At 42.9% G+C, this 25,143-nt stretch carries 24 protein-coding genes and 1 pseudogene; 14 read left to right on the forward strand and 11 right to left on the reverse strand.

Going from position 1 to position 25,143, the window contains the following annotated elements; all coding sequences use genetic code 11:
* Positions 1–283 (forward strand): integrase core domain-containing protein (locus DKT75_RS07605; RefSeq protein ID WP_158278811.1); only part of this gene is annotated, 283 nt, incomplete at its 5' end.
* Here the strand turns inward: DKT75_RS07605 and DKT75_RS07610 are convergent.
* From DKT75_RS07610 to DKT75_RS07655, 10 genes are all read right to left on the reverse strand, one after another.
* A complete protein-coding gene (locus DKT75_RS07610) occupies positions 256–696 on the reverse strand; it encodes a hypothetical protein (protein ID WP_109822828.1) in 441 nt (146 codons plus the stop codon). The genes DKT75_RS07605 and DKT75_RS07610 overlap by 28 nt on opposite strands.
* A 3-nt stretch (positions 697–699) precedes the next feature.
* Positions 700–1,158: a GNAT family N-acetyltransferase gene (locus DKT75_RS07615; RefSeq protein WP_158278812.1), complete on the reverse strand. Its 459-nt coding sequence runs from the start codon at positions 1,156–1,158 to the stop codon at positions 700–702.
* A gap of 111 nt (positions 1,159–1,269) precedes the next feature.
* Positions 1,270–2,163, reverse strand: coding sequence for an SMP-30/gluconolactonase/LRE family protein (locus DKT75_RS07620; RefSeq protein WP_109822830.1), 894 nt, complete (start codon positions 2,161–2,163; stop codon positions 1,270–1,272).
* Positions 2,160–2,975, reverse strand: a complete 816-nt coding sequence (locus DKT75_RS07625; protein WP_109822831.1) for an NAD-dependent epimerase/dehydratase family protein — start codon at positions 2,973–2,975, stop codon at positions 2,160–2,162. The genes DKT75_RS07620 and DKT75_RS07625 overlap by 4 nt, the downstream gene beginning before the upstream one ends.
* Positions 2,975–3,688 (reverse strand): FadR/GntR family transcriptional regulator, encoded by a 714-nt coding sequence (locus tag DKT75_RS07630; protein WP_109822832.1) that lies wholly within the window; start codon positions 3,686–3,688, stop codon positions 2,975–2,977. Before DKT75_RS07630 ends, DKT75_RS07625 begins: the two co-directional genes overlap by 1 nt.
* A gap of 3 nt (positions 3,689–3,691) precedes the next feature.
* On the reverse strand, positions 3,692–4,975 hold the full coding sequence (locus DKT75_RS07635) for a TRAP transporter large permease (protein ID WP_109822833.1): 1,284 nt from the start codon (positions 4,973–4,975) through the stop codon (positions 3,692–3,694).
* Positions 4,976–4,993: 18 nt separating this feature from the next.
* Complete coding sequence (locus DKT75_RS07640; RefSeq protein ID WP_109822834.1) at positions 4,994–5,524, reverse strand: TRAP transporter small permease; 531 nt, start codon at positions 5,522–5,524, stop codon at positions 4,994–4,996.
* Between the two features lie 96 nt (positions 5,525–5,620).
* A complete protein-coding gene (locus tag DKT75_RS07645) occupies positions 5,621–6,601 on the reverse strand; it encodes a TRAP transporter substrate-binding protein (RefSeq protein ID WP_109822835.1) in 981 nt (326 codons plus the stop codon).
* Positions 6,602–6,858: 257 nt separating this feature from the next.
* On the reverse strand, positions 6,859–8,199 hold the full coding sequence (locus tag DKT75_RS07650) for an MATE family efflux transporter (protein ID WP_109822836.1): 1,341 nt from the start codon (positions 8,197–8,199) through the stop codon (positions 6,859–6,861).
* 56 nt (positions 8,200–8,255) lie between these two features.
* The gene (locus tag DKT75_RS07655) at positions 8,256–8,600 is read right to left on the reverse strand and encodes a 5-carboxymethyl-2-hydroxymuconate Delta-isomerase (protein WP_146201333.1); all 345 of its coding nucleotides are present in this window, start codon (positions 8,598–8,600) and stop codon (positions 8,256–8,258) included.
* Between the two features lie 561 nt (positions 8,601–9,161).
* Here DKT75_RS07655 and DKT75_RS07660 point away from each other — a divergent pair.
* The 13 genes and pseudogenes from DKT75_RS07660 (at position 9,162) to DKT75_RS07720 (ending at position 23,790) form a co-directional block, all read left to right on the forward strand.
* On the forward strand, positions 9,162–9,923 hold the full coding sequence (locus tag DKT75_RS07660) for a GntR family transcriptional regulator (protein ID WP_146201334.1): 762 nt from the start codon (positions 9,162–9,164) through the stop codon (positions 9,921–9,923).
* 42 nt (positions 9,924–9,965) lie between these two features.
* Positions 9,966–11,087, forward strand: a complete 1,122-nt coding sequence (locus tag DKT75_RS07665) for an ABC transporter ATP-binding protein (protein WP_109822839.1) — start codon at positions 9,966–9,968, stop codon at positions 11,085–11,087.
* Between the two features lie 13 nt (positions 11,088–11,100).
* On the forward strand, positions 11,101–12,027 hold the full coding sequence (locus tag DKT75_RS07670; protein ID WP_109822840.1) for an ABC transporter permease: 927 nt from the start codon (positions 11,101–11,103) through the stop codon (positions 12,025–12,027).
* Positions 12,028–12,037: 10 nt separating this feature from the next.
* Positions 12,038–12,919, forward strand: a complete 882-nt coding sequence (locus DKT75_RS07675) for a carbohydrate ABC transporter permease (protein WP_109822841.1) — start codon at positions 12,038–12,040, stop codon at positions 12,917–12,919.
* Positions 12,920–12,947: 28 nt separating this feature from the next.
* A complete protein-coding gene (locus DKT75_RS07680; RefSeq protein ID WP_211665259.1) occupies positions 12,948–14,504 on the forward strand; it encodes an extracellular solute-binding protein in 1,557 nt (518 codons plus the stop codon).
* Positions 14,505–14,585: 81 nt separating this feature from the next.
* A complete protein-coding gene (locus DKT75_RS07685) occupies positions 14,586–16,934 on the forward strand; it encodes a DUF4962 domain-containing protein (protein WP_109822842.1) in 2,349 nt (782 codons plus the stop codon).
* 114 nt (positions 16,935–17,048) lie between these two features.
* Complete coding sequence (locus DKT75_RS07690) at positions 17,049–17,798, forward strand: SDR family NAD(P)-dependent oxidoreductase (RefSeq protein WP_109822843.1); 750 nt, start codon at positions 17,049–17,051, stop codon at positions 17,796–17,798.
* A 130-nt stretch (positions 17,799–17,928) separates the two neighbouring features.
* Entirely contained in the window at positions 17,929–18,969 is a 1,041-nt protein-coding gene (locus DKT75_RS07695; protein WP_109822844.1) for a COX15/CtaA family protein, read from the forward strand.
* Between the two features lie 220 nt (positions 18,970–19,189).
* Positions 19,190–21,286 (forward strand): heavy metal translocating P-type ATPase, encoded by a 2,097-nt coding sequence (locus tag DKT75_RS07700; protein ID WP_109822845.1) that lies wholly within the window; start codon positions 19,190–19,192, stop codon positions 21,284–21,286.
* Positions 21,283–22,830 carry a class I SAM-dependent methyltransferase gene (locus DKT75_RS21970; RefSeq protein WP_211665260.1) on the forward strand — a complete coding sequence of 516 codons (1,548 nt, stop codon included), beginning with the start codon at positions 21,283–21,285 and terminating at the stop codon, positions 22,828–22,830. The genes DKT75_RS07700 and DKT75_RS21970 overlap by 4 nt, the downstream gene beginning before the upstream one ends.
* 12 nt (positions 22,831–22,842) lie before the next feature.
* Positions 22,843–22,953, forward strand: a pseudogene (locus tag DKT75_RS22420) (SDR family oxidoreductase); the annotation flags it as partial.
* Between the two features lie 154 nt (positions 22,954–23,107).
* Entirely contained in the window at positions 23,108–23,380 is a 273-nt protein-coding gene (locus DKT75_RS07715; RefSeq protein ID WP_109822846.1) for a type II toxin-antitoxin system Phd/YefM family antitoxin, read from the forward strand.
* Positions 23,371–23,790 carry a type II toxin-antitoxin system VapC family toxin gene (locus DKT75_RS07720; RefSeq protein WP_109822847.1) on the forward strand — a complete coding sequence of 140 codons (420 nt, stop codon included), beginning with the start codon at positions 23,371–23,373 and terminating at the stop codon, positions 23,788–23,790. The genes DKT75_RS07715 and DKT75_RS07720 overlap by 10 nt, the downstream gene beginning before the upstream one ends.
* Before the next feature lie 8 nt (positions 23,791–23,798).
* On the opposite strand, the gene DKT75_RS07725 is transcribed toward DKT75_RS07720, so the two are convergent.
* Complete coding sequence (locus tag DKT75_RS07725) at positions 23,799–24,947, reverse strand: reverse transcriptase family protein (protein ID WP_109822848.1); 1,149 nt, start codon at positions 24,945–24,947, stop codon at positions 23,799–23,801.
* Positions 24,948–25,143 lie beyond the last annotated feature (196 nt).

Here is a 25,143-nt window from a genome sequence, read left to right on the forward strand (position 1 = left end):
ATTGACAATAGAGCACCGTTTAATTCCAGCAAAACACCCACAAACTAATGGCATGGTGGAACGCTTTAATGGTCGAATATCACAGGTGATTAAGTCCACCTACTTTGCTTCTGCCGAAGAAATGGAAACAACGCTAAAACGTTACTTAATCACGTATAATCACCACGTTATTCAAAGAAACCTTGGACATTTGACCCCTATTCAAAGTATGAAGCAGTGGCAATTAGACAAACCTGATTTATTCAAAAAGAAAGTTTACAACCACGCGGTTCTCGACACATAGTCTAAAGCCATAAAAGGGCTTGCGTATATGAGGTTTAGATATAAGAAGATAAATATGATTCCAAACAATGCCATAAAAAGAATTTTAGACTTTAAAGCTATCCAGAAGTCACCCTGTACCTCACCACCTTTTTGGTCACTCAAAAGAAAAGCGGGAATGGCAATTATACTTGTAAAAATACCAGCAAATAATACATTTGAAATAAAGTCAGCAAATAGATCACCAACAACTTCAAATCCAACAAAAGCCTCAACACCTATACCAAGCCTGTCAGTATACCCAAGTACATGTGCAGTGATTAAAGAAGAGATTGCAATTAATACTCTAATCACTGGATAAGCACCGTGAATAAATTTTGATTCTCTTATGAGGTCAAAAATATATTTGAGTGAATTAGTCGACTTTCCATTCATAGTTTAACCTAAAGATACTGGAGTTATTCGCTCCATAAAATAATGAATCTCATTCTTCGAAGTAACCTCAAACCCATGTCGCTTGTACAACGACCCAACTGGATTCCAGTGCAAATACTCCAAAATAACCCGTAAACCTTTAGCATCACAGTCTTTTAAAGTATCGACCAACACACCCGTACCAATACCCTGATTTCGACAACTATCCAGCAAATAGAATTCACCAAACCGTAGCGTCTTGTCATCTATCTGATGCAACGAAACAGTCCCAATAGCATCACCATCATTCTCAATAATAAACCAAGGTTTCTCACTCCAGCGTTGCTCATGAAGCGCTAACTGAAAAGCCTCATCCCATCCCCATTTAGACTCGATAGTCTCTCGCATCGCCTGCTTTTTAGCTTCAAAAGCAAACTCATAGTCGTCTGATTTTGCATCGCGAAGTGCAATTTTATTAGTCATTCCATTCATGACTATAAAAGTAGTCTTTCAGACACAACAAAGCCAGCTAAAAAGCTGGCTTTGTTTGAGGATAACTCCTCACGTTACTACCCATCTTAAAGAAGGAAAGTTTTACGCCAGATTCATTCGAGGCAACTCAACACCTGTCACACCCGGAACTTGAAGCGCGAATAAACCACCCGCTTGTGGTTGATGAGTACCTTCTGTCACGTCAAAACCTAAAGAAGTAACGAACAATGTATCCATATTAGGGCCACCAAACGCAATTCGGGTCGGCTTCTCAACAGGCATCGCGATTTCCATATCAACCTTACCTTCAGGTGTGATACGAACAAGTTCCCAACCGCTTACACCCGCCATCCAATAGCAACCTTCTGAGTCCATCGCGCCGCCATCTGGACGACCTGCAAGACCATTAGTGTCTAGGAATACGCGCTTGTTTGACCATGCCGCGTCATCCAAATCATAGTCATAAGCCCAGATCGTACGGACTGTAGGGAATGAATCAGATACATAGGCCGTCTTGCCATCAGGAGAGAACGCCATACCGTTTAAGATATGGAAACCACTCATCACTTTATTTACTTCAAGGTCACTTGTAATTGAGTACATGGTGCCAGAAGGATCATTTACATGATCACCGTTAGTACGCATTGTTCCTGCATAGAAACGACCACGCTGATCAACACTACCGTCATTAAACTGCTGCTTAAACTCAGAAACGTCTGGGCCACCAAGGTAAGTCTTTTCACCCGTTTCAGGGTTAAACTCATGAAAACCCGACACAAGTGCTAATACCAACGTACCGCGTTGAGTCAATGAGAAACAACCTAGTGCTTCGCCCATTTCCCAACTTTCGTTAGTATTATCAGAAGGGTTAAATCGGTGCAATATTCCCGCTGGAATATCGACCCAATAAAGCCTTTGTTTCACAGAGCACCAAATAGCGCCTTCACCGATTTTGGCTTTAGCATCTAGAACGCATTCAACTGGAAGAGTAATCATTTATCACCATCTTTAATAGGGTCTTCGAAGTGTCCTGCCGCAGCAAAACCACCACCTTGGTACATAACAGCTGGGTCTTCTGGATCATCCACCTGCGCTAGAATATGTGCATCATTCGCAAAAGTCGCACTACTGTCTTTTGGCGTCCAACCGATATGAGCAGTTAAGTGATTATCCCACCAACTATCTGGGTTGTCTGACACACCGTAAACAATTGAATAACCTAACTCGTCCACTTCAAATACTTTCTTAATCAAGCTAGTGAAGTCGCTGTAACTCATCCATGTCGACAACATACGACGGTTAGCAGCGTTTGGAAAACACGAGCCGATACGCACCGCAGCGGTCTCAATACCAAACATGTCATGGTAATAACTGGCTAACATTTCACCATAAGCTTTAGACACGCCATAGATGCTGTCAGGGCGCATCGAAGAAGTCGCGTCTAGCTTCTCACCAGACTTGTGAAAGCCGATGACATGATTAGAACTAGCGAATAGGATACGTTTTACGCCTTGTTGGCGTGCTGCCTCATACACGTTGTATGTGCCGCGAATATTTGCATTAAGGATATTTTCAAAAGTGTTTTCAAGTGACTGACCACCTAAGTGGATGATTCCGTCACAACCTTTGACTAATTCCATGACAGCGACTGCATCACCCAAATCACACTGAATAAGTTCTTCACCGTTTTGAGCTTCACCCATACTGCTTATATCTGAAAGTCGTAAGGTGTCATGCCACCCACTTAAACTTTCACGAAGCACTTTACCTAAGCCACCTGCGGCTCCGGTTATTAAAATCCTGCTCACTATGCACCTCGTTGATGATTCATTAAGCGTGTTCGAGCGCTTTGTATGTGATATCGCATGGCAAGGTCTGCAGCAGTCACATCACCAATGGCAATTGCGTCATAAATAGTACGGTGCTCTTCTTGTACTTTTTTCAGACGCTCTTTAGAACCAGTCTTGGTGATGTTCAACGCAACTCGCATCCCTGATCTCATTGCGGTGTGTAAGGTACTTAATATCGACACACAAAACTCATTTCCAGCGGCGTTAGCAATTGCCATGTGAAAGTCAAAGTCAGCTTTGTCAGCGATAGCACCTTTATTCATTATATCTTCCATCTTAATCAATGCTGATTCGATGGCTTTTAAGTCTTCTTCTGTCGCACGCTGTGCAGCCAAACTGGCAATCGCACCTTCAAGTGGAAGACGCGCTTCAAAACATCGCAGCAAACCTGCGATGTCTGAAGGTGCAGTAAACTTAATCAAACCTTCAGGTGGGCGAGCTTTAACAAACGAGCCGGCTCCCTGACGTGAATAGATCAGGCCATCAGCCTGCAAGCGCATCAAAGCTTCGCGTATAACTGGGCGAGAAACTTGAAAGGCTTGAGCTATCTCATTTTCAGAAGGTAACTTATCACCCTCTTTCAACTCACCTGCGACAATTTTCTTAAGCAACTGTCCGTAGAGTTGATCTGATAGCTTTTCACGTTTATTGATCTGAAAGTTTAAATCCATGATTTATCCGGCAATAAGGTTGGGTAACGTTAATGATATTGCAGGAACAAAGCTGGTGAGCATGAGGGCGACAAATATCGCCGCATAGAAAGGCCAAATCGTTCTAACTGCCTTTTCCATTGGTACATTACCTACCGCACAACCTACAAACAGGCATGAGCCTACTGGTGGAGTACATAAGCCTATTCCTAAGTTCATCAGCATGATCATACCAAACTGCAGCGGATCAATACCGATTGATTGCGCAACTGGCAAGAAGATAGGCGTACAGATCAAGATCAATGCAGCCATGTCCATGATCATACCCAGTGTCAGCAGCATTCCATTAATCATTAACATAATAGCGACAGGGTCATCAGACACACTTGTCATAAATGCAGTCATCTGAGACGGTACTTGGAAGTATGTCAGCATGTAAGCAAAACAAGCTGCACAAGCGATCAGTATCATTACCATCGAAGTGGTCTTAACCGCATTCACTACCGCAAGCTTAAATTTCGCCCACGTTAACTCGCGGTAAACCAGGATTGTTACAACAAAGGCATACAGCGTTCCGAACGCACCAGACTCAGTTACTGTGAATACGCCAGATAGAACACCACCAACGATAATGACAGCAGTGAACAAACCAGGCAGAGCAACAATAAAGTGAATAAATAATACTTTGAAGCCAGGGAATACTTCTGCTTTATAACCACGCTTAACCGCGATTATGTAAGCGGTAACTGCTAGGCAGATACACATTAAAACACCCGGAACAACACCAGCCATAAAGAGTTGTGATATTGAAATACCACCACCGGCTGCTACTCCGTACAAGATCATATTGTGACTAGGTGGAATCATGACGCCGGCAATCGACGAAGTAACTGTTACGTTTACTGCGTAATCGTCGTCATATCCTTTTTCTTTCATTACTGGGATCAAGATTGAACCCAATGCAGAGATGTCGGCGACTGCTGAACCTGAGATACCACCGAATAACATCGATGAGAAAACATTCACAATACCAAGACCACCACGTACTGCACCAACCGCTGATGAAGCAAAGCGAACGAGTCGCTGCGCGATACCACCGTGGAACATCAATTCACCCGCAAAGATGAAGAAAGGAATAGCCATCAATGAGAAGACGCTGATTCCTGAAACAATTCGCTGAAAAGCGATAATTAAGGGTAAACCCTCAAAGGCAAAGGCTGACAAAGCCGCCACACCGAGTGCAAAGGCTACTGGTACACCAATAACAACGCACAGGGCAAAAACGCCCATTAAGATTAACAGTCCCATAGTTTAAATATTCCGTGTTTATTCTTCTGAAGTGATGACAGGGCTTTCTTCTTCGCCTTGGAAATAGCGAATAACGTGGCCTATTGAGTAAAGTAGAGTAAGTCCTCCACAAAGCATGACGGGTATAGCTCGCACACCTTCAGGAATGTCGATCAATGGGATTTGGTTACCCCATTTAAATATAACGAGCTCATAACCTTTCCACGCCATGATAAAAGCAAAAACGCCCATAATTAGGTGTGATAGCAATTCGAAAAAACGTCTGATAGGTCTTGGGCTTACATATCTGAAGAAATTAACACTTAAGTGTGTTCTTCTATGCACACCAGCAGATGCGCCTAAAAAACCCATAAAAACCACGAGTAGTAGCGAGACTTGCTCTACCCATGTAGGTGTTGCATTTAGCACATAACGGCCATAAACCAACCAAGCAAAGATGACAGTCATCACAACAATACAAACACCTGCGACAAACATGCTTATTGAAGCAAGGGTATCAAGTAGCTTGTCATAAGCTGACTTCTTGATGGGCGAGTTAAGAGTAGACATAAGTGTTCTCTAGATATAAACAGATAGGGTAAAAATGAGGGTGAGCAACTACATCAAGTAAATGACATAGCTGCTCGGAGGAGACTTTCTTACTACTTAAGGCGTGTTCTGAATTAACTCAACTAGAGACTTAAGATCTGGATTAGCTTCTAGGTATGTAGCATATACAGGCTTCATTGCGTCTTGGAAACCAGACTTATCAGCGATTTCGTTAACTTTTACGCCGTTAGCTTCAACAGTTTCACGACTTGCAACATCACGCTTAGCCCACTCAGCACGTTGTAGTGCAGTTGACTCTTCAGCAGCTTCATGAACGATTTTCTTTTCATCGTCAGAAAGTGCAGCGTAAACATCAGCGTTCATGCATAGGCACTCAGGGATGATCAAATGCTGTGATAGAGAGTAGAACTGTGCAACTTCGTTGTGAGCAGTAGACTCGTATGAAGGGAAGTTATTCTCAGCACCGTCAACTACTTTAGTCTTTAGTGACTGGTATACTTCAGAGAAAGCCATTGGTGATGGGTTACCACCTAGTGCAGAAATCATGCCTGAATAAAGGTCATTATTCATTACACGAATCTTCATGCCTTTAACGTCTTCTGGCTTTTCGATTGCCTTAGTACCGTTGTAGAAAGAACGTGCACCAGCATCATATACACCTAGAAGAACAATACCTTTCTTCTTCATGCCTTCATTGATGATCTTTCCACCTTCACCGTCCATAACGCGGAACATGTGCTCAGGATCTTTAAAGATGAAAGGAAGTGAAAGAACGTTTGCTTCTGGAACGATAGGACCAATAGGGCCTAAGCTGAAGCTAGCAACCTGAAGGCCGCCGATACGTAGTTGTTCGATTGCATCTGGCTGGCTACCTAGAACACCGTTATGGAAGTTCTTAAGTGTAAGTTTGCCGTCAGATTTTTCTTTAATTAGGTCTGCGAAGTTATCCATCGCAACAGTGTTTGGATATCCCTTTACATGAATATTCCAACCTTTCCACTCTGCCTGACTTGCCACTGAGAATGCACAAAGGCTTACTGCAGCCATTGTTAAAGTTAATTTCTTAATACAGTTCATATTTTGACTTCCTTCCTATTGGGTATCTAAAAGTTAAACAGACCTAAACCACTAGATTAGAATCGTTAACTTGTATTACAAGATTACATAGCAAATTTTTTTTGTCAAATTGTTTAAATAATTAATTTGTTCGAATTATTAATAACAGTAATGAGTCAGGCACTTGGAACAGTGTTGTCGAAACGAAAGTTTAAGGTTGTTAAGTTAAAAAGTAGTACTAAAGTCAAGAAACAGTATTTCTCGACCCTGTTTCTGACCTAAGCTGTCACCAGGTTCTTCTTCCAGCTATCACTGTACATACGCAAATGGAATGGCACTGACTTAATGATTTCTTCCAAAAGGGTTAATGCAAACACCCATACAACGTGTAAATCCCAATAAAGCACGAATAGTGCAGACAACGGTACAATGACAAACCATTGAGTGTATGCGTGAATCTTTAAGACATACTTGGCGTCACCACCTGCCCTCAACACATGCCCACAAATAGTATTCGACGTTCGGATGAAAGGCGTTACTCCAAGAATAGGCGCAAACAACCAAAGTGCGTTGAGCGTTTCCTCTTCCAACTCTGGATAAAGTGCTTCAAATAAAAAGAACATGCTTATATAAGCAATTGAGATAACAGTCGCAACAACAAATGCGGCCCGCCACGAACGGCTAACAAAACCATCAAGCAGAGGCCAATCCTTATTCCCGAGTAACTGCCCTGCCAGTATTCCTGTGGACTGTCCCCATGCCGTAGACAAATGCCCTGCTACTTTTATCCAAGGTGCAATAAGTACTAAAGCAGCGAACTCATTAGTGCTTAACTTGGCGTAAATCATCATACAAACACCCGCCGCTAAAATAGAGCTAATGAAAGTACCGGCAATAGGTGTCGCATGCCGTGCATGGTCTTTTACATTAGTGACTGTGAGGGCTGGTGCATCAAAGGGTATTTGCTTGGCTTGCTGCTTAGAGTAAAACACCACTAAAAATAGCGCCCTAGAACTAACCGCAACGGCACTACCAACTGCCGCACCTTCCAAACCCATTTCAGTAAACCCTAATAAGCCATAAATCAGCACCACACTAACGGCGACGTTAATGGGTAACTCTAAAAAATTGGCGTACATTGGTATGCGGCTTCGGCCAGTCGCATTAAAGTAAACAGTTATGTTTTGAGATACCGACACACCGAAAACAACGACAGAGAAGATTTTAAGATAGTCATAAGACATCTCGATCATTAATGGTTTATCAGAGATCAAGCTGATTAATGACTTACCAAAGATGAAAATAAACAGGATACCCGCACAGGCGATCATCGCGTTTATAACGGCACCAGAACGAAAACTAAGACTCAGCGCTAAAGGGCTTTTAGCACCGAAGGCTTGGGCCACAACTAACTGCGTACCATTCGAAAAGGCCATTAGTAGTCCGACTAATATACCTGCCACACTTGCCGCTAAACCCATTGCCGCTAGCGACTCTTCACCTAGTGGGGTTATTAGTACAGTATCAATCACTAAAATAAACTGAAGCAAAATAGCGTTGATGGCTATGGGCCACGCAAGGCTAAAAACGTTCCTATTCCCTAGTAAAGCTTGACTCATTTAACTCCCTCCAATCGGTACTGCCACTCACACTAACTTCTCAAAAAAATTGACCCTTAATCAGGGCAAGGCTGGTGTGAGACTCTATCGATATCACAAATCTCAACGGTTAACGCATCAACAGTTAACTCTAATTGTTGCAGTTGTTTATAAATTTCATGACTTAGTGTCGTTTTTTGCTCGGCAGTTCGACCACTTAAGATGCGCGCCATCACATGCAAAAAAGAGCCCTGCTCATTTCCACCTACCGAAATATTATCGTATGGAGCACAACGTATTTTAATAACCGCAGGGTCGAACAAACCACTATTTACTGCACCTTCATGCACAGCGGTCAATAGAGTTTCAGGCGACAGCTGCTTCTCAATATTACGAGAATACTCGATAGTACAATGAGGCATAGAAAAATCCTTGGTCATGTAATCAGTCTTATAAGTAGGGACCTCATTTGATGCTGAGGCAGCGCTAAAAAAGTCAGTAGAAAATAAACCACACAATTGCAGCATGGTGACTTCTAAAACTAATATACCAGCTAAAGTATTGAAATAAGAACAGCTTTCGTCACCTCTAAACCAATCTTTTAATACGAGTATTTTTTAAGCATTCTAGAAACACCCACATCATCCTTTTTAACCTAATATCTTAGATAAAAAATAATGAAGCGACTTGTGATACTGAATAATTAATTAGTAATTTCAAAGATTTTACAAATAATTATGCAATAAATTACACGACAGAACGAAACACTCTTACCAATAAAAATATCAAACAAATTCAGATACTTATAGGCACTAATTACAACCAACACCCTACAACCACTCATCCTCAGCAGACGCACTTTTATAATTTATTTGTAATTCTTATTGTAAATATTTGCATTAAACACAAAGCACATCTAGTATATTAGACATCAAACGAGTCATGTTTCGTTAACATGCGTTGTACATTTGGAGGAGAAGCAAGTGCCTGAGCTGGGTCAAACATTACAAGTTTCTGATTTACTAAAAGATAAGTCATTGGACTCTAATGGCTCTCTAACTGCTCAAGTTTTCAACATACTCAAAGAACTTATTATCACGATTAAGCTTCACCCTGGACAAATGTTGTCCGAAAAGGAAGTGGCCGAATCGTTACAAGCCAGTAAAACCCCAATCCGAGAAGCAATGATTCGCTTACAAGGTTCTGGCTTAGTCGAAATAATCCCAAAAAAAGGTACTTTTGTAACATCGATAAAAATTGATCGTTATATAGAGGCCTGCTTCATCCGACTTCAGCTAGAAGTTGGAGCCGTTCGACGAGCTGCTGAACAACGTGGCAACTGGAACGTAAGCTTAAAAATGGACAGCCTTCTGCTCAAGCAGGAACAGGCGCTTAAAGACAAAAAAGACCAATTATTTTTCCAACTAGACGAAGCACTTCATCAAGCATTTTTTGATGCAGCAGGTGTCTCTGGTGTTTGGAAAACGTTGAAAGATACGCAAGGTGATGTTTATCGCATGCGCTACCTGAAACGACTACACAATATTCGACGCGAAAGTGCTGTGATAGAAGAGCACCGAGCAATTGTTGATGCGATCAAAAGTGGCTCTCCAGATGATGCTGAAGCCGCTATTGTTAAACACGTGGGTTCGCTAGAGGGAGAAGTTGTTGAGCTCTCTTCACATGCTGACTTGTTAGATTTTATCGAAACACTAAATTCAGGACGATTTAAACATCGTGCGTAGTGAGAAAACCTAGCAACACTGCTAGGTATAATTGGAGGAAGGATGTCAGGAGTTAAGCTAGATAAGATTGTTAAACGTTATGGGAATATCGAGGTCGTTCACGGCATTGACCTAGAAGTTCAATCACAAGAGTTTGTTGTGTTGGTTGGACCTTCTGGTTGCGGTAAGTCTACAACTTTAAGAATGGTAGCAGGTCTGGAAGAAATTTCAGGTGGTACGTTAACGATTGAAGATAAAGTTGTTAATAATGTTGCACCGAAAGATCGTGATGTGGCGATGGTTTTTCAAAACTACGCACTATACCCACATTTAAACGTTTACGAGAACATGGCCTTTGGTCTACGAATTCGTAAAGAAAGCAAAGAAAGCATCGACAAGCAGGTGACAGAAGTTGCTGAGACACTAGGACTTACTGATTACCTAGAACGTCGTCCAGCAGATCTTTCTGGTGGTCAGCGTCAGCGTGTTGCTATGGGTCGTGCGATTGTTCGTCACCCTAAAGTATTCCTATTTGATGAGCCACTGTCTAACCTTGACGCTAAACTTCGTACGCAAATGCGTGCTGAAATAAAGCGACTGCACAAGCGTTTAGGCGTGACTAGTTTGTATGTAACACACGACCAAGTTGAGGCTATGACCTTAGCGGATCGTATTGTTGTAATGGCAAACGGTAGAATTGAGCAGGTAGGTACACCGATGGACCTATTCAACAATCCTAAGAATATCTTCGTTGCTAGCTTCATTGGATCACCTCCGATGAACCAAATCGACGCTGAAATTGATGTTGTTGAAGGCAAGTTATTTGCTAAGTTTGGCGATCACCGTCTAGCACTTGCAGACTCTAAAGAACTCGGTACTCATTGCCAAGGTCATAAAGTTGTTTTGGGTATTCGTCCAGAGCATATTTTGACTAACGCTCAAGCTGAAGCTGACCCTGAAACGGCCACTAACGCGATCCCAGTTGAGCTAGACTTGATTGAGACACTTGGTTCTGAAGCATTGCTTCATACCATGGTTATGGACAGGCCTTTTGTTGTTAAAGCTGAAACTCATGGTGACATCGCTCACCTAGAAAAGACCTCAGCTTTCCACTTCAAGCCGTCAATGATCTCTTTATTCGATAAAGAAACCGGAGATGCCATAGACCATCCGGCTAAGGCGTAATGGGGAGCTATCAATGAATGTTATACAATCAAAAATAGGGTGGTTCATACGCCACGTCAGGAGGGAATGGCAGCTTTATCTAATGCTAGCCCCTACTGTTATCTGGTTTATCTTATTCCTTTACAAGCCGATGTATGGCTTACAAATTGCCTTTAAAGACTACAGTATTTTCCGTGGTATTGAAGGTAGTTCATGGGTTGGATTTGAGCACTTTTACACGTTATTCGGTAACGACCAGTTTATCCGTGCGATATGGAATACGCTGATCATCAGTTCTTTGAGTCTACTGTTTGGCTTCCCGATTCCGATCTTATTGGCACTTATGTTCAATGAAATCTTGAATCAGACGTTCAAGCGTACTGCTCAGACTATTGTTTATTTGCCTCACTTTATATCAACGGTAATTATTGCGGGTATCGTAATAACCGCCTTCTCGCCCTCCTCCGGAATCGTCAATCAATTCCTGGTGTGGTTAGGCATGGAACCGATTTACTTCTTAACGAAGCCAGAGTGGTTCCGACCTATCTTTATCGGGTCTGGTATTTGGCAGGAAGCTGGTTTCGGTTCAATCGTATTCTTAGCAGCGATGGCGGGTGTAAACCCATCACTGTATGAATCAGCAGTTGTTGACGGTGCTTCGCGCTGGCAGATGATGTGGAAAATCACTATTCCATGTATCTTGCCTACTATCCTGATCATGTTGATTATCAGAATCGGTAACCTGTTAGAAGTTGGTTTCGAGTTAATTATTCTTCTTTACCAGCCTGCGACATATTCGACAGCTGACGTTATTAGTACGTTTATCTACCGTCAAGGTTTGATCGGCGCACAGTATGACTTAGCCGCTGCTGCTGGACTGTTTAACGCAGTTGTAGCCTTTATTCTTGTAATGACCGCTAATACTATTAGTAAGCATTATTCTAGAACGTCGTTGTGGTAGGGAGAAAACAATGAGCAACATGAACCTTTACTCGGCTGGTGACAAGATCTTTGTTCGGATCAATATGTTCCTAGTCGCGATGTTTACACTAAGTACGCTGTATCCGTTTATATACATCGCAGCAGTATCTTTTAGTACCGGTGATGCGGTTACATCTGGACAGGTAATACTGACACCAGTAGATATGACACTGGCCGCTTATAAGCACGTGTTAGCAGAACCAATGTTCTGGATTTCGTATAAAAATACATTTATTTATACGATTGGTGGAACAATATTAAGTTTGTTAATTATAGTTCCTGGTGCTTACGCACTGTCACGACCACAGCTAGTAGGTCGTCGTTTCTGGAACATGTTAATTGCCTTTACGATGTGGTTTAACGCGGGAATGATTCCATTCTTCCTGAACATGCGTGACCTTGGACTATTGGACAGCTACATCGGAATCATTATTGGTTTCGCTTGTAACGCCTTTAACATTATATTACTTCGTAACTTCTTTGAGAGCCTTCCAGCCTCATTTGAAGAAGCGGCTCGAATGGATGGTGCAAATGATTTCCAGATCCTTTGGAAAGTATATGTACCTCTATCAAAACCGGCTCTTGCAACAATCACGCTATTTTGTATCGTAGCGCGTTGGAATGGCTTCTTCTGGGCAATGGTCTTACTAAGGGATGAAGACAAAATCCCTCTTCAGGTGTATTTACGCCAGACGATCATTCAATTGACCGATGATGATGACTTCGCTAGTAGTTTGCTAGAAGCGACATACTCATTTGAAACGGTAAGTGCAGCCATCATGGTGTGCTCAATTATCCCAGTACTACTTTTCTATCCTTTCATCCAGAAGTATTTCAATAAAGGAATAATGATGGGTGGAGTGAAAGAATGATTTCGCATTACATCTATAGGAGGAATCTATGCGATTAAAAACTTTATCTTTAGCAATTATGGTGGCAGCGGGTCTTGCATCAACTACACCCGTTTTTGCAGATGCTCACAGCAGCACTAAAGTAACGGACAAGCCACTTGAGCTGTCAATTCACTTCCATACTAAAAAGTATGTATATGATGACGACTGGTTAGTTGAAAAAGAAGCAGCAAAGCGTACAGGCGTAAGCTTGAAGAACATTGCTTCAATGGCAACGACTAACAGTCAAGAAGCATTCAATCTTTTGATTGCTTCTGGTGACCTGCCTGACATCGTTGGTGGTGCAAGCATGAAGGAAAATGTTAATCAGTACGGTCCAGAGGGCGCATTTGCGCCTTTGAATGACTTGATTGAGAAGCATGCTCCAAATATGAAAGAGTACTTCGATGCTAATCCAGCTATCAAAGCAGCTATCTCAGCTGCTGATGGTCAGATGTACTACATCCCTTACCTTCCTGACGGAAAGTACGGTAGAGCATATTTCATCCGTACGGATTGGCTTAAGAAGCTTAAGCTAGAAGTTCCGAACAACATTGATGAGCTTTATGAAGTACTTGTTGCTTTCCGTGATCTTGATCCAAACGGAAACGGTAAGAAAGATGAGATTCCTTACTTCAACCGTAACTGGGAAGAAATGCTTCGCCTAGTAGTATTCTGGGATGGCCGTACTTCTGGTTCTGATACTCGTCACGATTTCCATGTTCATGAAGGTGAAGTTCGACATGGTTATGTTGGTGAAGGTTATAAGAATGGTATCCGTCACATCGCTAAGTGGTACAAAGAGAAGCTAATCGATCCTGAGATATTCACTCGTGGTAGTCGTTCACGCGAATACCTACTGTCTGAAGATCTTGGTGGTGTAACACACGATTGGTTTGCTTCGACTACAGGCTATAACGTTTCTATGGCTAAGAAAGTGCCTGGTTTCGAGCTAAAGGCATTCGCTCCACCAGAGTCTATTTCTGGTAAGCGTATTGAAGAGCATCGTCGTACTCCTGTGAAGCCTGAAGGTTGGGCAATCACAGCGGCGAATAAGAACCCTATCGAAACTATCAAGTACTTTGACTTCTACTTCTCTGAAGAAGGTCGTCGTCTAGCTAACTTTGGTATCGAAGGCACGCACTACGATATGGTTGATGGTAACCCTATCTTTAAGCCTGAAGTTCTGACTTCTGATAAGCCGATCAATGCTCAAATGTGGTCTGTTGGTGCTCAAGTACCACGTGGATTCCGTCAGGACTACGCATATGAGAAGCAATGGTCTAACAAGTTTGCACTTGAAGGTATCGCTCTTTATGACCAAGGCGACTACCTGATCCCGCAGTTCTTGGGTGTAGCTTTCAATGCTGAAGAGAAGAAAGTTTTCGACAAGTACTGGGCAACAGCTCAAAACTACATGTTGGAAAAGCAGCAAGCTTGGATCTTAGGTTCTTCTGATGTTGATAAAGACTGGGATGCTTACATCGCTCAGTTGGACAGAATGGGTTACCCAAAAGTAATCGAAGTAATGCAGTCTGCTCACGATCGCCAGTATGGCAAGAAGTAAGTAACAGCAACACCGTTAATGGCACGCTTGGTCTTGGACTAAGCGTGCCTTATTTTTAATTTTTATTAGGGATATTCACACATGTGCTCAAGTAAGACTAACCGCCCAGAAGACGCTTATTTGGATGAGCCTAAAGCTGGACGCCTGAATATTAAGTATTCACCTGCCTCTGGCGCATCAGTAATTGAGAATCCACCACGCTTCATGTGGCTTCCAGTTGTTGAAGATGAAGCACAATATGTGTTGAAAATCTCTAGCGACAAAAAGTTTCCATCAAACAATACTGATGTTTTCTCAGGTGTACCGGTCAACTTTATTACTCCGAACAAGGTATTTGATACTGGTAGTTATTACTGGTGTTACGCCGTTTGGAACGCAGATAAGAAAGCGCAACAGACACGTTGGAGTGAAGTACGTCAGTTCACCATCGAAGAAGATGCAACGGAAGTGCCACTTCCTAACAGCACCGAACGCTATGCAAAACTAAATAAAGCTCACCCTCGCCTGTGGTTAGACCCAGCGCAAGTTGAAGCATTTAGTAATGGCGTAAAAGAAGATGCTAGCCACTGTGGTTGGGATGCATTCTTTGAAAAATCAGTAAAGCCTTGGATTGATCGCCCAGTAATGGATGAGCCAAAGCCTTACCCAAATAATACGCGTGTAGCGCCAATCTGGCGTCAGACATACATCGACTGCCAAGAGCTAATCTACGCAATACGTCACCTTGCGATTGCAGGTCATGTAATGAAAGATCAGGCCATGTTAGACAAAGCCAAATCCTGGTTGTTGTCAGCAGCAGAGTGGGATCCAGAAGGTCCAACCTCTCGCGCTTACACCGATGAGTGGGCATTCCGCGTTGCGGTTGCACTTGCTTGGGGTTATGACTGGTTATACAACGAGATGACGCAAGAAGAGCGCGACTTAGTACGTAAGTCACTACTAGCCCGTACTCGTCAAGTAGCAGACCACGTTATTGATCACGCAAACATCCAACTATTCCCATACGACAGCCACGCTGTACGTTCGGTTTATGCGGTACTTATTCCTGCTTGTATCACTATGTGGGATGAAGAGCCAGAAGCACGTGAATGGTTAGACTACTCTATCGAGTTCTTGTCAGCGGTTTATACACCTTGGGGTGATAACGAAGGTGGTTGGGCAGAAGGCCCTCACTACTGGATGACAGGAATGGCTTACCTTATTGAAGCGGCTAACCTGATGAAGAACTACATGGGCTATGATTTATATAAGCGTCCATTCTTCCAAAACACTGGTGACTTCCCGCTTTACACGAAAGCACCCAATACACTGCGCGGTACATTTGGTGATGACTCAACTATGGGCGACCCTGTTTGCCTGAAAGTGGGTTATAACCTTCGCCAATTTGCCGGTGTAACTGGCAACCAAGCGTACCAGTGGTATCACGAAGAAGTTAAGCGTAATGACCCAGGCACAGAAATGGCCTTCTACAACTACGGTTGGTGGGATCTTAACTTTGACGAACTAATGTACCAGCATGACTGGCCAGCAATTGAAGCAAAAGCACCGTCAGATGACGAGAAGCTGAAATGGTTTAAAGGCGTTGGTTGGGCGGCTATTCAGTACAAGATGGATAATCCTGACAAGCACATTAGCTTCGTTATGAAGTCAAGCAAGTTCGGTTCTATTAGTCACAGTCATGGTGATCAAGGCGCATTCTGCCTGTCAGCATTTGGTGAAGATTTGGCTGTTCAGTCAGGTTATTACGTTGCGTTCAGTAGTGACATGCACGTGAACTGGAGACGTCAAACACGCTCTAAAAATGCGATTTTGATCAATGGTAAAGGTCAGTATGCAGATAGTGATAAAGCACTACAAATGCATGCGACAGGTACTATTGAGCTTGCTGAAGAGCGTGAAGATCACATCTACATCAAAGCAAACATGACGCCAGCTTATCAACACTACAACCCACAAGTAACTAACGTACAGCGTGAAGTTTACTTCGTGCAAGATAGCTACTTCGTTATTGTTGATAGTGTTGATGCGACTGAAGAAGTTGAAGTTGACTGGTTACTACATGCGAACAACGATTTCACTTTAGGTGAAAACTCTTTCCGTAATAGCGGCGAGAAAGCTGGTTTCTACGGTCAGGTTATGTGGTCGGAAGGTGGAAAACCAGAACTGACTCAAGAGAAAGACTTCCAAGACATTAACCCTGATGAATACAAAGGTCTTCCAGTGAGCACTGGCCTGATCGCGAAGTACCCTAAAGCGAAACGTCACCGCATCGTGACACTGCTTGTACCTTATAAGTTAGATGATCCAAAGCGCATCTTTAGCTTCTTAGATGATCAAGGTTATGACTGTAACCTTTACTTCACAGACTCAGAAGAGCGTTCATTTAAGTTAGTCGTTGAAAAACTGGCTAGCGTATACAAGTACGGTTAAGACAGCTTTATCAAACTTACCGTTACAAATATTTACAAATTTCACGAAAATATACTAAACTGTGCACAAATATTCTAAGCGCAGTTTAGTTGTTTAAATAATTAGGAGTTCCAAATGAATTTTGCAGGAAAAACAGCAGTAGTTACTGGCGGCGGACGTGACATCGGTCGTTCATGTGTTATGGCTCTAGCAGCAGCTGGTGCTAACGTTGTAATCAACTACCACAGCAGCAGCGAAGGCGCTGACTCTGCAGTAGCTGAAATCACAGCAGCCGGCGGAAACGCTATTGCTCTACAAGGCGACATGACTAACCCAGCAGATGTTACTGCACTTGCTGCTAAAGCAGTTGAGACTTATGGCGCAATCGACACGCTAATGCACGTTACTGGTGGTCTAGTTGCTCGTAAAACAACTGACGAGATGACGCTTGAGCACTGGAACACAGTAATGACGTTGAACACAACTTCATTATTCATGGCTGTTAAAGCTTGCCTACCTCACATGGCTGACGGTAGCTCAATCGTTACATTCGCATCTCAAGCAGGTCGCGATGGTGGTGGTGGTGGTTCTTCTGTATATGCTGCTTCTAAAGGTGCTGTAATGACTTACACACGTGCACTAGCTAAAGAACTTGGCCCTCGCAACATCCGTGTTAACTCTCTTTGCCCAGGCATGATTGACACTGACTTCCACAACATCTTCACTAAAGATGCTATCCGTGAGTTCGTTGCAAACGCAACACCTCTAAAGCGTGAAGGTAACCCTGATGAAGTTGCTAAGCTTGCTGTGTTCCTAGCGTCTGACGATGCTTCGTTCATGACGGGTAACAACGTTGATGTTAACGGTGGTCTATTATTCTCTTAATCCTTAGCGATTAAAAGTTTAGAAAGACAAAGCCCGTCCAGCTGAAAAGTTGGGTGGGCTTTTTTGTGCCTACAATATTTAACGCAATCTTATTGCTATACTCAAACGCTCACAAACAACCTTGCCTACTATGACCAACTATATAGACGATCATCTAAAACAGCCGGTAGCAATTTCCAACTGGCTTTACTCCGTTGCGTTCCTAGTCTTCATCATGGTTATTGTCGGCGGCATCACGCGACTCACCGAATCAGGGCTTTCAATTACTGAATGGAAACTCATCACGGGTACATTACCGCCATTGAATGAAGCAGCATGGTTGACAGAGTTTGAGAAATACAAACAAATACCCGAATTCCAACAGATCAATGGCCCTGCTGGAATGGCACTGGCAGAGTTCAAATCCATCTACTTTTGGGAATGGGCACACCGTTTATTAGGACGACTCATCGGCCTTGCCTTTGCACTACCCTTCGCTTGGTTCGCCATAAATCGTGCTATTCCTAAAGGTTATGGCTTCAAGCTAACCGCCCTACTCATTTTAGGTGGAATGCAGGGCGTGATTGGCTGGTGGATGGTCACCTCTGGTTTAACCGAGCGCACAGACGTTAGCCATTTTCGACTAGCTACCCACCTGCTAATGGCGCTCGCTATTCTGGGTGCGCTAGTTTGGACTGCCTTAGATCTTCGACGACTTGCCAGCCATAACAGTCCTCCGGCAAGACTCACCGGCTTCGGTGTTGTCGTGATTCTTGTATTATTTGTGCAGTTATTATTTGGTGCTTATACCGCAGGGCTAAATGCAGGTCATGTTGCAAATACGTGGCCACTTATGTACGGCTCTTTCTTCCCCGCAGGCGTGGACTGGACGACCAACCTTTGGGCAAAACTGAATAATGACCCTCAGGTTATTCACTTCATTCATCGCTGGTGGGCTTGGGTGACGGTTATCTTCCTAATATTATTGGCAAGACGTATTCGTAAAATCTCTAGGAAGGCTTCGCTGGCTATTCACAGTGCATTTGGTATTCAAATAATCTTGGGGATCGCGACGGTTGTTTCAGGTGTGAATATTTACTATGCGGTCGCACATCAGGCAGTCGGGGCGTTGGTGGTTATTTCAACGGCTTGGGGAATTCATCTATTAGGTCGTGAGCGATCTATTAGCTAGGCTCTAGAGACTTCCACAGCATCTTCACTAAAGATGCTGTGCGCGAGTTCGTTACAAACGTAACACCTCGAAAGCGTGAAGGTAACCCTTCCCTAAAACCAAACCTAGCTATCTATTTAATCCGCCAACAGAAATGTTAAAAACTGTTAAGAGCGCTTAGTTACACAATACCTCACGTGTAACTATTAAGGCACTTTCATAACGTGTGCCCGTGACCATAATGGCTTTTATTACTTTAGCAGTACTGAGCTTTGCTGGTGGCCTTCTTTATTCTAAAGATAAGTCCAACAACAAAGGTGTATCGGTCATTAAGCGCGCTCAAAAACAACTCGCGCCGATTAAAGCTCACAAAAACTCACTCAAAATATTTACCGACGAGTCTGATAACTCCGAAGATACGGAGCAAGCACTCGCGGATAAACGCGAACTGAAAAAAACACTGACCATTTTCGCTGGTTCTTCTACGCTAGCCATCGGAGGAAGCTTATTCTTCCCCCCGTTAGCGTTATTAAGCATCCCTGGAGCGGTTTACTTACTTCGTGATGTATACATCAATACCGGAAAAACACTTGTCAAAGGTCGTAAACTTAGCGTTGACCCACTCATGGCAATCTTCACAACTAGCATGTTGTTTCAAGGTTACTTTGTCGTCAGTCACTTTTTCATTTCGCTATATATCCTTAATCGCCAACTGGTAAAACGCGTTAGACAAGAGTCCAAAAAGAATATTATTGATGTATTTCGTGATCAGCCGCGTACCGCTTGGACAATCATCGATGGAAGCGAAATAGAACTACCCGTAGAGCAAATTCAAGAAGGCGATATTATTGTTGTTAAAACAGGAGAGTCCATTCCTGTTGATGGGGAAATAATTAGTGGGTTTGCCTCAATCGATCAACATATGCTGACTGGGGAATCACAGCCTACCGAAAAAACCGAAGGCGATACTGTCTTCGCTTGCACCGTCCTGCTTACAGGTGCTGTACAGATCAAGGTCGAAAAAACAGGTGAAGCAACGGCCTCCGCACGCATCGGCCAGATTCTCAATGACACGGTAGACTTTAAAACCCAGAAGCAACTCTGGGCTGAACGCTTTACCGATCAAACCGTGCTTCCAACACTCGGTTTAAGTGCTATCACTTTAGCACTAGCAGGTCCAATTCCGGCATTGATCGTCATTAATTCACACTTTCGTTATCGCCTGACACTTGCCACTTCAACCTGTGCACTGACTTTCCTTAACCTCGCGGCGCAAAAGGGCTTGCTACTCAAGTCAGGCGTCGTACTTGAGAACATGCAGACAGTAGACACAGTGGTCTTTGATAAAACAGGGACGCTAACACTTGAAACACCTCATGTCGTCAATGTCTCTACTTTCGACTCATGGGATGCGAACACTATCGTTGGCTTAGCCGCCTCTATCGAAGCGCGTCAAAGCCATCCAGTTGCCAAAGCAATTTGTAGCCACGCCGAATCGCTTGATCTCACTTTAGAGGAGTCAGTGGACGCTAGTTACCAGATTGGTTATGGCTTAGTGGCCAGCATCGATGCCAAGCAAATCCAAGTTGGTAGCCTACGTTATGCAAAACAGCAAGGGCTCACTATACCCGATGCTCTGTTGGAACAAGAAGCCCACTGCCATGAAGTTGGCAACTCGCTGATTGTTGTCAGTATCAATAATAGTATTGCAGGTGCTATCGAGCTACAAGCTACCTTGCGTGAAGAAACAGAGTCCGTCATTAAGGCGCTACGTGAACAAGGTTTGTCGCTGCACATTATTTCTGGTGATCACCCTGCTCCAACCAAAATGCTGGCAAACACTCTAGGAATTGATAACTACCACGCTGAAGTGTTGCCTGAAAACAAGGCCGCAATTATTAAGCAATTACAAGATGAAGGACGCTCAGTGTGCTTCATCGGCGATGGGATTAATGATGCAATTGCTTTAAAAGAAGCTGCCGTCTCAGTCTCTTTGCGAGGTGCATCAAGTGTTGCCACTGATACTGCGGAAGTGATTTTGATGGATCAAGACCTCAACCGACTGTGCGACCTATTCCAGCTTGCTAAAGAATACGACCAAAATGTCACGACAACCTCCCGCATGATTACCGTTCCATCGGTAATGAATCTTGCATTAGCGTTTGTCCCACAGTTTGGTCTAACCGCTTCCATGAGCCTTAGTGCGGCCAGTGTTTTAGCCGGTTTTGGTAGTTCGATGATGCCATTGTTAAAGCATCAACAACAGTTAAATAGCGATGCCGAAGAGTCTGATATCACACCATCAACACCACCTGCCAACCGTTTGGAGACAACATGAGTGTTAACCTAACAACATCAACAGATCATTTATTCGGTGGAGAACTCCCTTTCGATAAATACCCAGCTTTTTATGAAGAAGACAACCGTCGCAATCGTGGCTTTAATCCAACCAGTAAAGACTTTCTTGAAGTAAAGTTTAAGGTGTTACTACCCGAGCAATTGGTTAAAGATAAACGAATACTCGATCTTGGCTCATGTTATGGCGCAGCGGGTCAGTGGGCATTATTCTACGGCGCAGCAAGTTATACGGGTGTTGAAGTTCAAGAAACCTATGTTGAGCAGTCACGATCACTGCTCGCTCACTGGGGTGATAAGGTCAATATCGTTCATCAAGATGTGACTAGCTTTCTGCTTGATACACCTGACGACACATACGACCTAGTACTATTGGCTGGCATGCTGTATCACTTTGTTGATACCAAAAAAATCATTGATCAATCTTGTCGTGTATCCACCGACCAAGTTGTGATCGAAACCAACTACCCACCGGGTATGCGCTCAGGAAAATTACCGTTAGATGTTGCGGTGACTGAGTATGTAACTGATCAGGAAGTGAACCTGGATAAGGGTAATCAGTCGATGTTAGGAATATCTGCAACTACTTCAATGCCAGCATTAGACATTTTATTTAGGCTCAATGGTTTCGCCAAAAAAGAGAACAAACTGAGCTTTCCTCTTGGAAAAAATACCGTCATTTACGATGAAAGTGCCTTAGGTCAAAGTGATTTACAGATTCGCTTTGCCGTTCGCTACCTCCGCGATACCTCACAAAAGCCACTAACTACACTCGAAAGCAACTTACCGACACAGTCTGGTCAGAAACGCTCTTGGGTAGACGACCCAGTTGCACTCGCTCGTACCGAACAGTATCAGCAGCAATCAAAAGAACTAAGCAGTGAAGCACCTGCGGGTGAATGGAAGTTTGATGCACAAGTTGCCGAAGTGTTTGATGGTATCGCTCGTCGCGAAATTCCTGACTACTTACGCGTGATTGACCTTTGTGTAAATATCATAGCCAAAGGTGGGCAGGCTCAACCTAAAGTTATTGATGTTGGCAGTGCAACAGGCGAAACACTACGACAGTTGCATCAAGCGGGTTATCGCGACCTTTATGGGGTTGAAGCGTCGCAAGACATGATTGCAAAGTCATTTGACCAAGCTACGCTAATTCATTCTGAGCACTTTCCTGAGTCGGAAGGCCCGTTTGACTACGTGCTAAATAACTGGACACTCCACTTCATAAAAGACCCGCTGAGTTATCTATCAGCGACTATGCGTGCCATGGCGCCGGGGGCAACACTGGTACTGACGGATAAAGTGAGCAGTAGTGATGATATTCACGAGCTATATTATGACTACAAACGTACCAATGGGGTCACTGAAGAAGAGATACAGAAGAAGCGTGCGCAAATTGCTGGTGTATTAGTTACCTATCCATTCACTTGGTATCTAAATGCGCTCAGCAGTGTTGGATTTGAAGACATTGAAATTATTAATGCAAACACCTCTTTTGTAAGCTTCCTTGCAAAGAAGCCTGCTTAACCTCTAAAGCATGAAGGTAACCCTGATGAAGTTGCTAAGCTTGCTGTGTTTCTAGCGTCTGACGATGCTTCGTTCATCACTGGTAACAACGTTGATATCAACGGTGGTCTACTATTATCTTAATCCTTAGCGATTAAAAGTCTAGAAAGACAAAGCCCATTCAGCTATTAGTTGAGTGGGCTTTTTTATTTACGCTGATACCAATCGTATTATTGCATTTGTAATACTTTAATTTATAGCTATACTATAGCCATAATATATATTAAAGGTGACTATCATGGGTGCAGCAACAATTGCAGATGCCAAAAACAACCTACCGAAACTAATTCACGCAGCGGAGTCTGGTGAAGATATTCATATCTCACGTCATGGAAAGCCTGTAGCTGTCTTGATCTCAGAAGAGCGCTACCAACAACTATCCAAGCCTGAAAACGCAGTATTCATGGCAATAATGAAATGGCGTGATGAACAGGAATTAGTTGATCTTAGCAACGAAGAAGTAGATAGCTGGCGTGACCGTTCTGAGCCGAGAGACTTTTCATGGGACTAAAGTACTTACTAGACACCAATATACTCTCAGAGCCTGTAAAACCAACACCTAATGAAAAAGTTATCGCTAAGCTAGGACAACATGCTGGAGAATACGTAACGGCTTCAACCGTATGGCATGAGTTGTTATACGGCATACGTAGAATGGATGACTCTAAGCGAAAAGCTAGTTTGGCTATGTACCTTGAAGCACTCTCTCACAGTGGCTTAGGCATACTGCCCTACGATAAAAACTCTGCTGCTTGGCTTGCGAAAGAACGTGCTCGACTATCTAAACAAGGTACTGCTGTAGCTCTGGCAGACGGGGAAATTGCATCGGTGGCTTATTCGAATAACCTTGTGTTGGTTACTCGAAATATTAAGGACTTTGCTAGTTTTGATGGGATTAGAATTGAGAATTGGTTTGAGTAAACCAATCATTAAGTTACTAACTTACTTTCCCAAGGCAATTCAATTCCATCTATTCTTTTCTTAAACTTTTCCCAACGTTCCGTATCAACATCTTTAGTAAATGCCACTAGCCCTGATACATGATTAAAAAAACCAAAAGAAGAATCAAATCCTTCATACTTGGCAACATCCGCTATAGGATATTTTTCTAGGGCATGAAGATTCCTGTCTATTCTTTTATACATCTCTCTTGAAATTCTCGGTTTATCTCCATCAACAAGTAAACCAAGAACAAGTTTTTTTGACCCAGGACCTGCAACTCTTGTTTTCTTTATATTCTCTCTAAATTTGCAACGTCTAATAATACTTATAACGGACCGATGAATTTCTCCTATAGATAGGTTGTCAGGTAAGTCAACAGCTGAAATAGTTATATCATCAGCATACCTTGTATAAGTAAAACCGTGTTTTCGTACAAAACTTGATAGCTCTTCGTCCAATTTTTTAGCAACTAAATTTGCTAGCATCGGACTTGTGGGAGCACCTTGAGGTAGTACACCAATAGCGCCAGATTTGTTGGCATAAAAATTATAGGGAGTGTTGTTGCTCTTTCTAAACAATAATGGCTTTAAATGATTTGGAACATGCGTTGTAGTACATATTCTTGCCATTTCAAACGCGACTAACGGACGGTACCCTAACCCAGTAAAGATATTGAATACTTCAACTTCATTTATGGCATGGAAAAAATTCAATATATCAAATTGAAACATCCACCTTGCTGAACAATGTTGCTCAGCACACCTTCTGATACCGCCACTGGGATGAAAAGCAAAAGATGAAGGGTGAGGTAGGCAATATTGCAATATTTCTGTATTAATAAAGGTTTGTACCTTCAATAATTTTTTTGTCACTGAATGAATGAACCTTCTTCCCCCTGCCCTTTTTTTTACAGCGTACATTCTATAGTTACTAGACTCTCTTCGCCTCTCAACTGTCAACCTAAGAAAAGAATAATTTAAATCATTAATCTTTGCTAAATGTTTTAGGGAGAATATAACGGGTAAATTCTTATCTATTAAGAATTGCGCGTAAGATCGTAAGGAAGATGCTTTTTCTATATCCTTAAAACGATGTTTCGCATCATTATAGAGTTGATGTGCTGACCAAGTCTCCATTCACCTCTCCTTTGAACCCTTGGGTCCATGAGTGTTGCACCACACCCCGAAGACGATCTAGTCGGTTTTGTGTGACACACACGGGTGGCAAAGCCACCTTAACATCAGTTTTTTCCAGAAGAATCTATCCGACTCTCCCATCATCACAGATATAACATCTAATCAGAATATATATACACCACTCGTATAAAACCAC

The sequence above is a fragment of the Leucothrix arctica genome (assembly GCF_003172895.1).
GTDB classification, from domain to species: Bacteria; Pseudomonadota; Gammaproteobacteria; order Thiotrichales; family Thiotrichaceae; genus Leucothrix; species Leucothrix arctica.

Excerpts from the sequence above, each read along its gene's own strand:
- DKT75_RS07650 (WP_109822836.1), bottom strand. The coding sequence starts at position 8,199 with ATGAGTCAAGCTTTACTAGGGAATAGGAACGTTTTTAGCCTTGCGTGG.
- DKT75_RS07680 (WP_211665259.1), top strand. The coding sequence starts at position 12,948 with ATGCGATTAAAAACTTTATCTTTAGCAATTATGGTGGCAGCGGGTCTT.
- DKT75_RS07645 (WP_109822835.1), bottom strand. The coding sequence starts at position 6,601 with ATGAACTGTATTAAGAAATTAACTTTAACAATGGCTGCAGTAAGCCTT.
- DKT75_RS07665 (WP_109822839.1), top strand. The coding sequence starts at position 9,966 with ATGTCAGGAGTTAAGCTAGATAAGATTGTTAAACGTTATGGGAATATC.
- DKT75_RS07685 (WP_109822842.1), top strand. The coding sequence starts at position 14,586 with ATGTGCTCAAGTAAGACTAACCGCCCAGAAGACGCTTATTTGGATGAG.
- DKT75_RS07640 (WP_109822834.1), bottom strand. The coding sequence starts at position 5,524 with ATGTCTACTCTTAACTCGCCCATCAAGAAGTCAGCTTATGACAAGCTA.
- DKT75_RS07695 (WP_109822844.1), top strand. The coding sequence starts at position 17,929 with ATGACCAACTATATAGACGATCATCTAAAACAGCCGGTAGCAATTTCC.
- DKT75_RS07690 (WP_109822843.1), top strand. The coding sequence starts at position 17,049 with ATGAATTTTGCAGGAAAAACAGCAGTAGTTACTGGCGGCGGACGTGAC.
- DKT75_RS21970 (WP_211665260.1), top strand. The coding sequence starts at position 21,283 with ATGAGTGTTAACCTAACAACATCAACAGATCATTTATTCGGTGGAGAA.
- DKT75_RS07715 (WP_109822846.1), top strand. The coding sequence starts at position 23,108 with ATGGGTGCAGCAACAATTGCAGATGCCAAAAACAACCTACCGAAACTA.
- DKT75_RS07675 (WP_109822841.1), top strand. The coding sequence starts at position 12,038 with ATGAGCAACATGAACCTTTACTCGGCTGGTGACAAGATCTTTGTTCGG.
- DKT75_RS07615 (WP_158278812.1), bottom strand. The coding sequence starts at position 1,158 with ATGACTAATAAAATTGCACTTCGCGATGCAAAATCAGACGACTATGAG.
- DKT75_RS07610 (WP_109822828.1), bottom strand. The coding sequence starts at position 696 with ATGAATGGAAAGTCGACTAATTCACTCAAATATATTTTTGACCTCATA.
- DKT75_RS07700 (WP_109822845.1), top strand. The coding sequence starts at position 19,190 with ATGGCTTTTATTACTTTAGCAGTACTGAGCTTTGCTGGTGGCCTTCTT.
- DKT75_RS07670 (WP_109822840.1), top strand. The coding sequence starts at position 11,101 with ATGAATGTTATACAATCAAAAATAGGGTGGTTCATACGCCACGTCAGG.
- DKT75_RS07655 (WP_146201333.1), bottom strand. The coding sequence starts at position 8,600 with ATGCCTCATTGTACTATCGAGTATTCTCGTAATATTGAGAAGCAGCTG.
- DKT75_RS07620 (WP_109822830.1), bottom strand. The coding sequence starts at position 2,163 with ATGATTACTCTTCCAGTTGAATGCGTTCTAGATGCTAAAGCCAAAATC.
- DKT75_RS07725 (WP_109822848.1), bottom strand. The coding sequence starts at position 24,947 with ATGGAGACTTGGTCAGCACATCAACTCTATAATGATGCGAAACATCGT.
- DKT75_RS07630 (WP_109822832.1), bottom strand. The coding sequence starts at position 3,688 with ATGGATTTAAACTTTCAGATCAATAAACGTGAAAAGCTATCAGATCAA.
- DKT75_RS07720 (WP_109822847.1), top strand. The coding sequence starts at position 23,371 with ATGGGACTAAAGTACTTACTAGACACCAATATACTCTCAGAGCCTGTA.
- DKT75_RS07635 (WP_109822833.1), bottom strand. The coding sequence starts at position 4,975 with ATGGGACTGTTAATCTTAATGGGCGTTTTTGCCCTGTGCGTTGTTATT.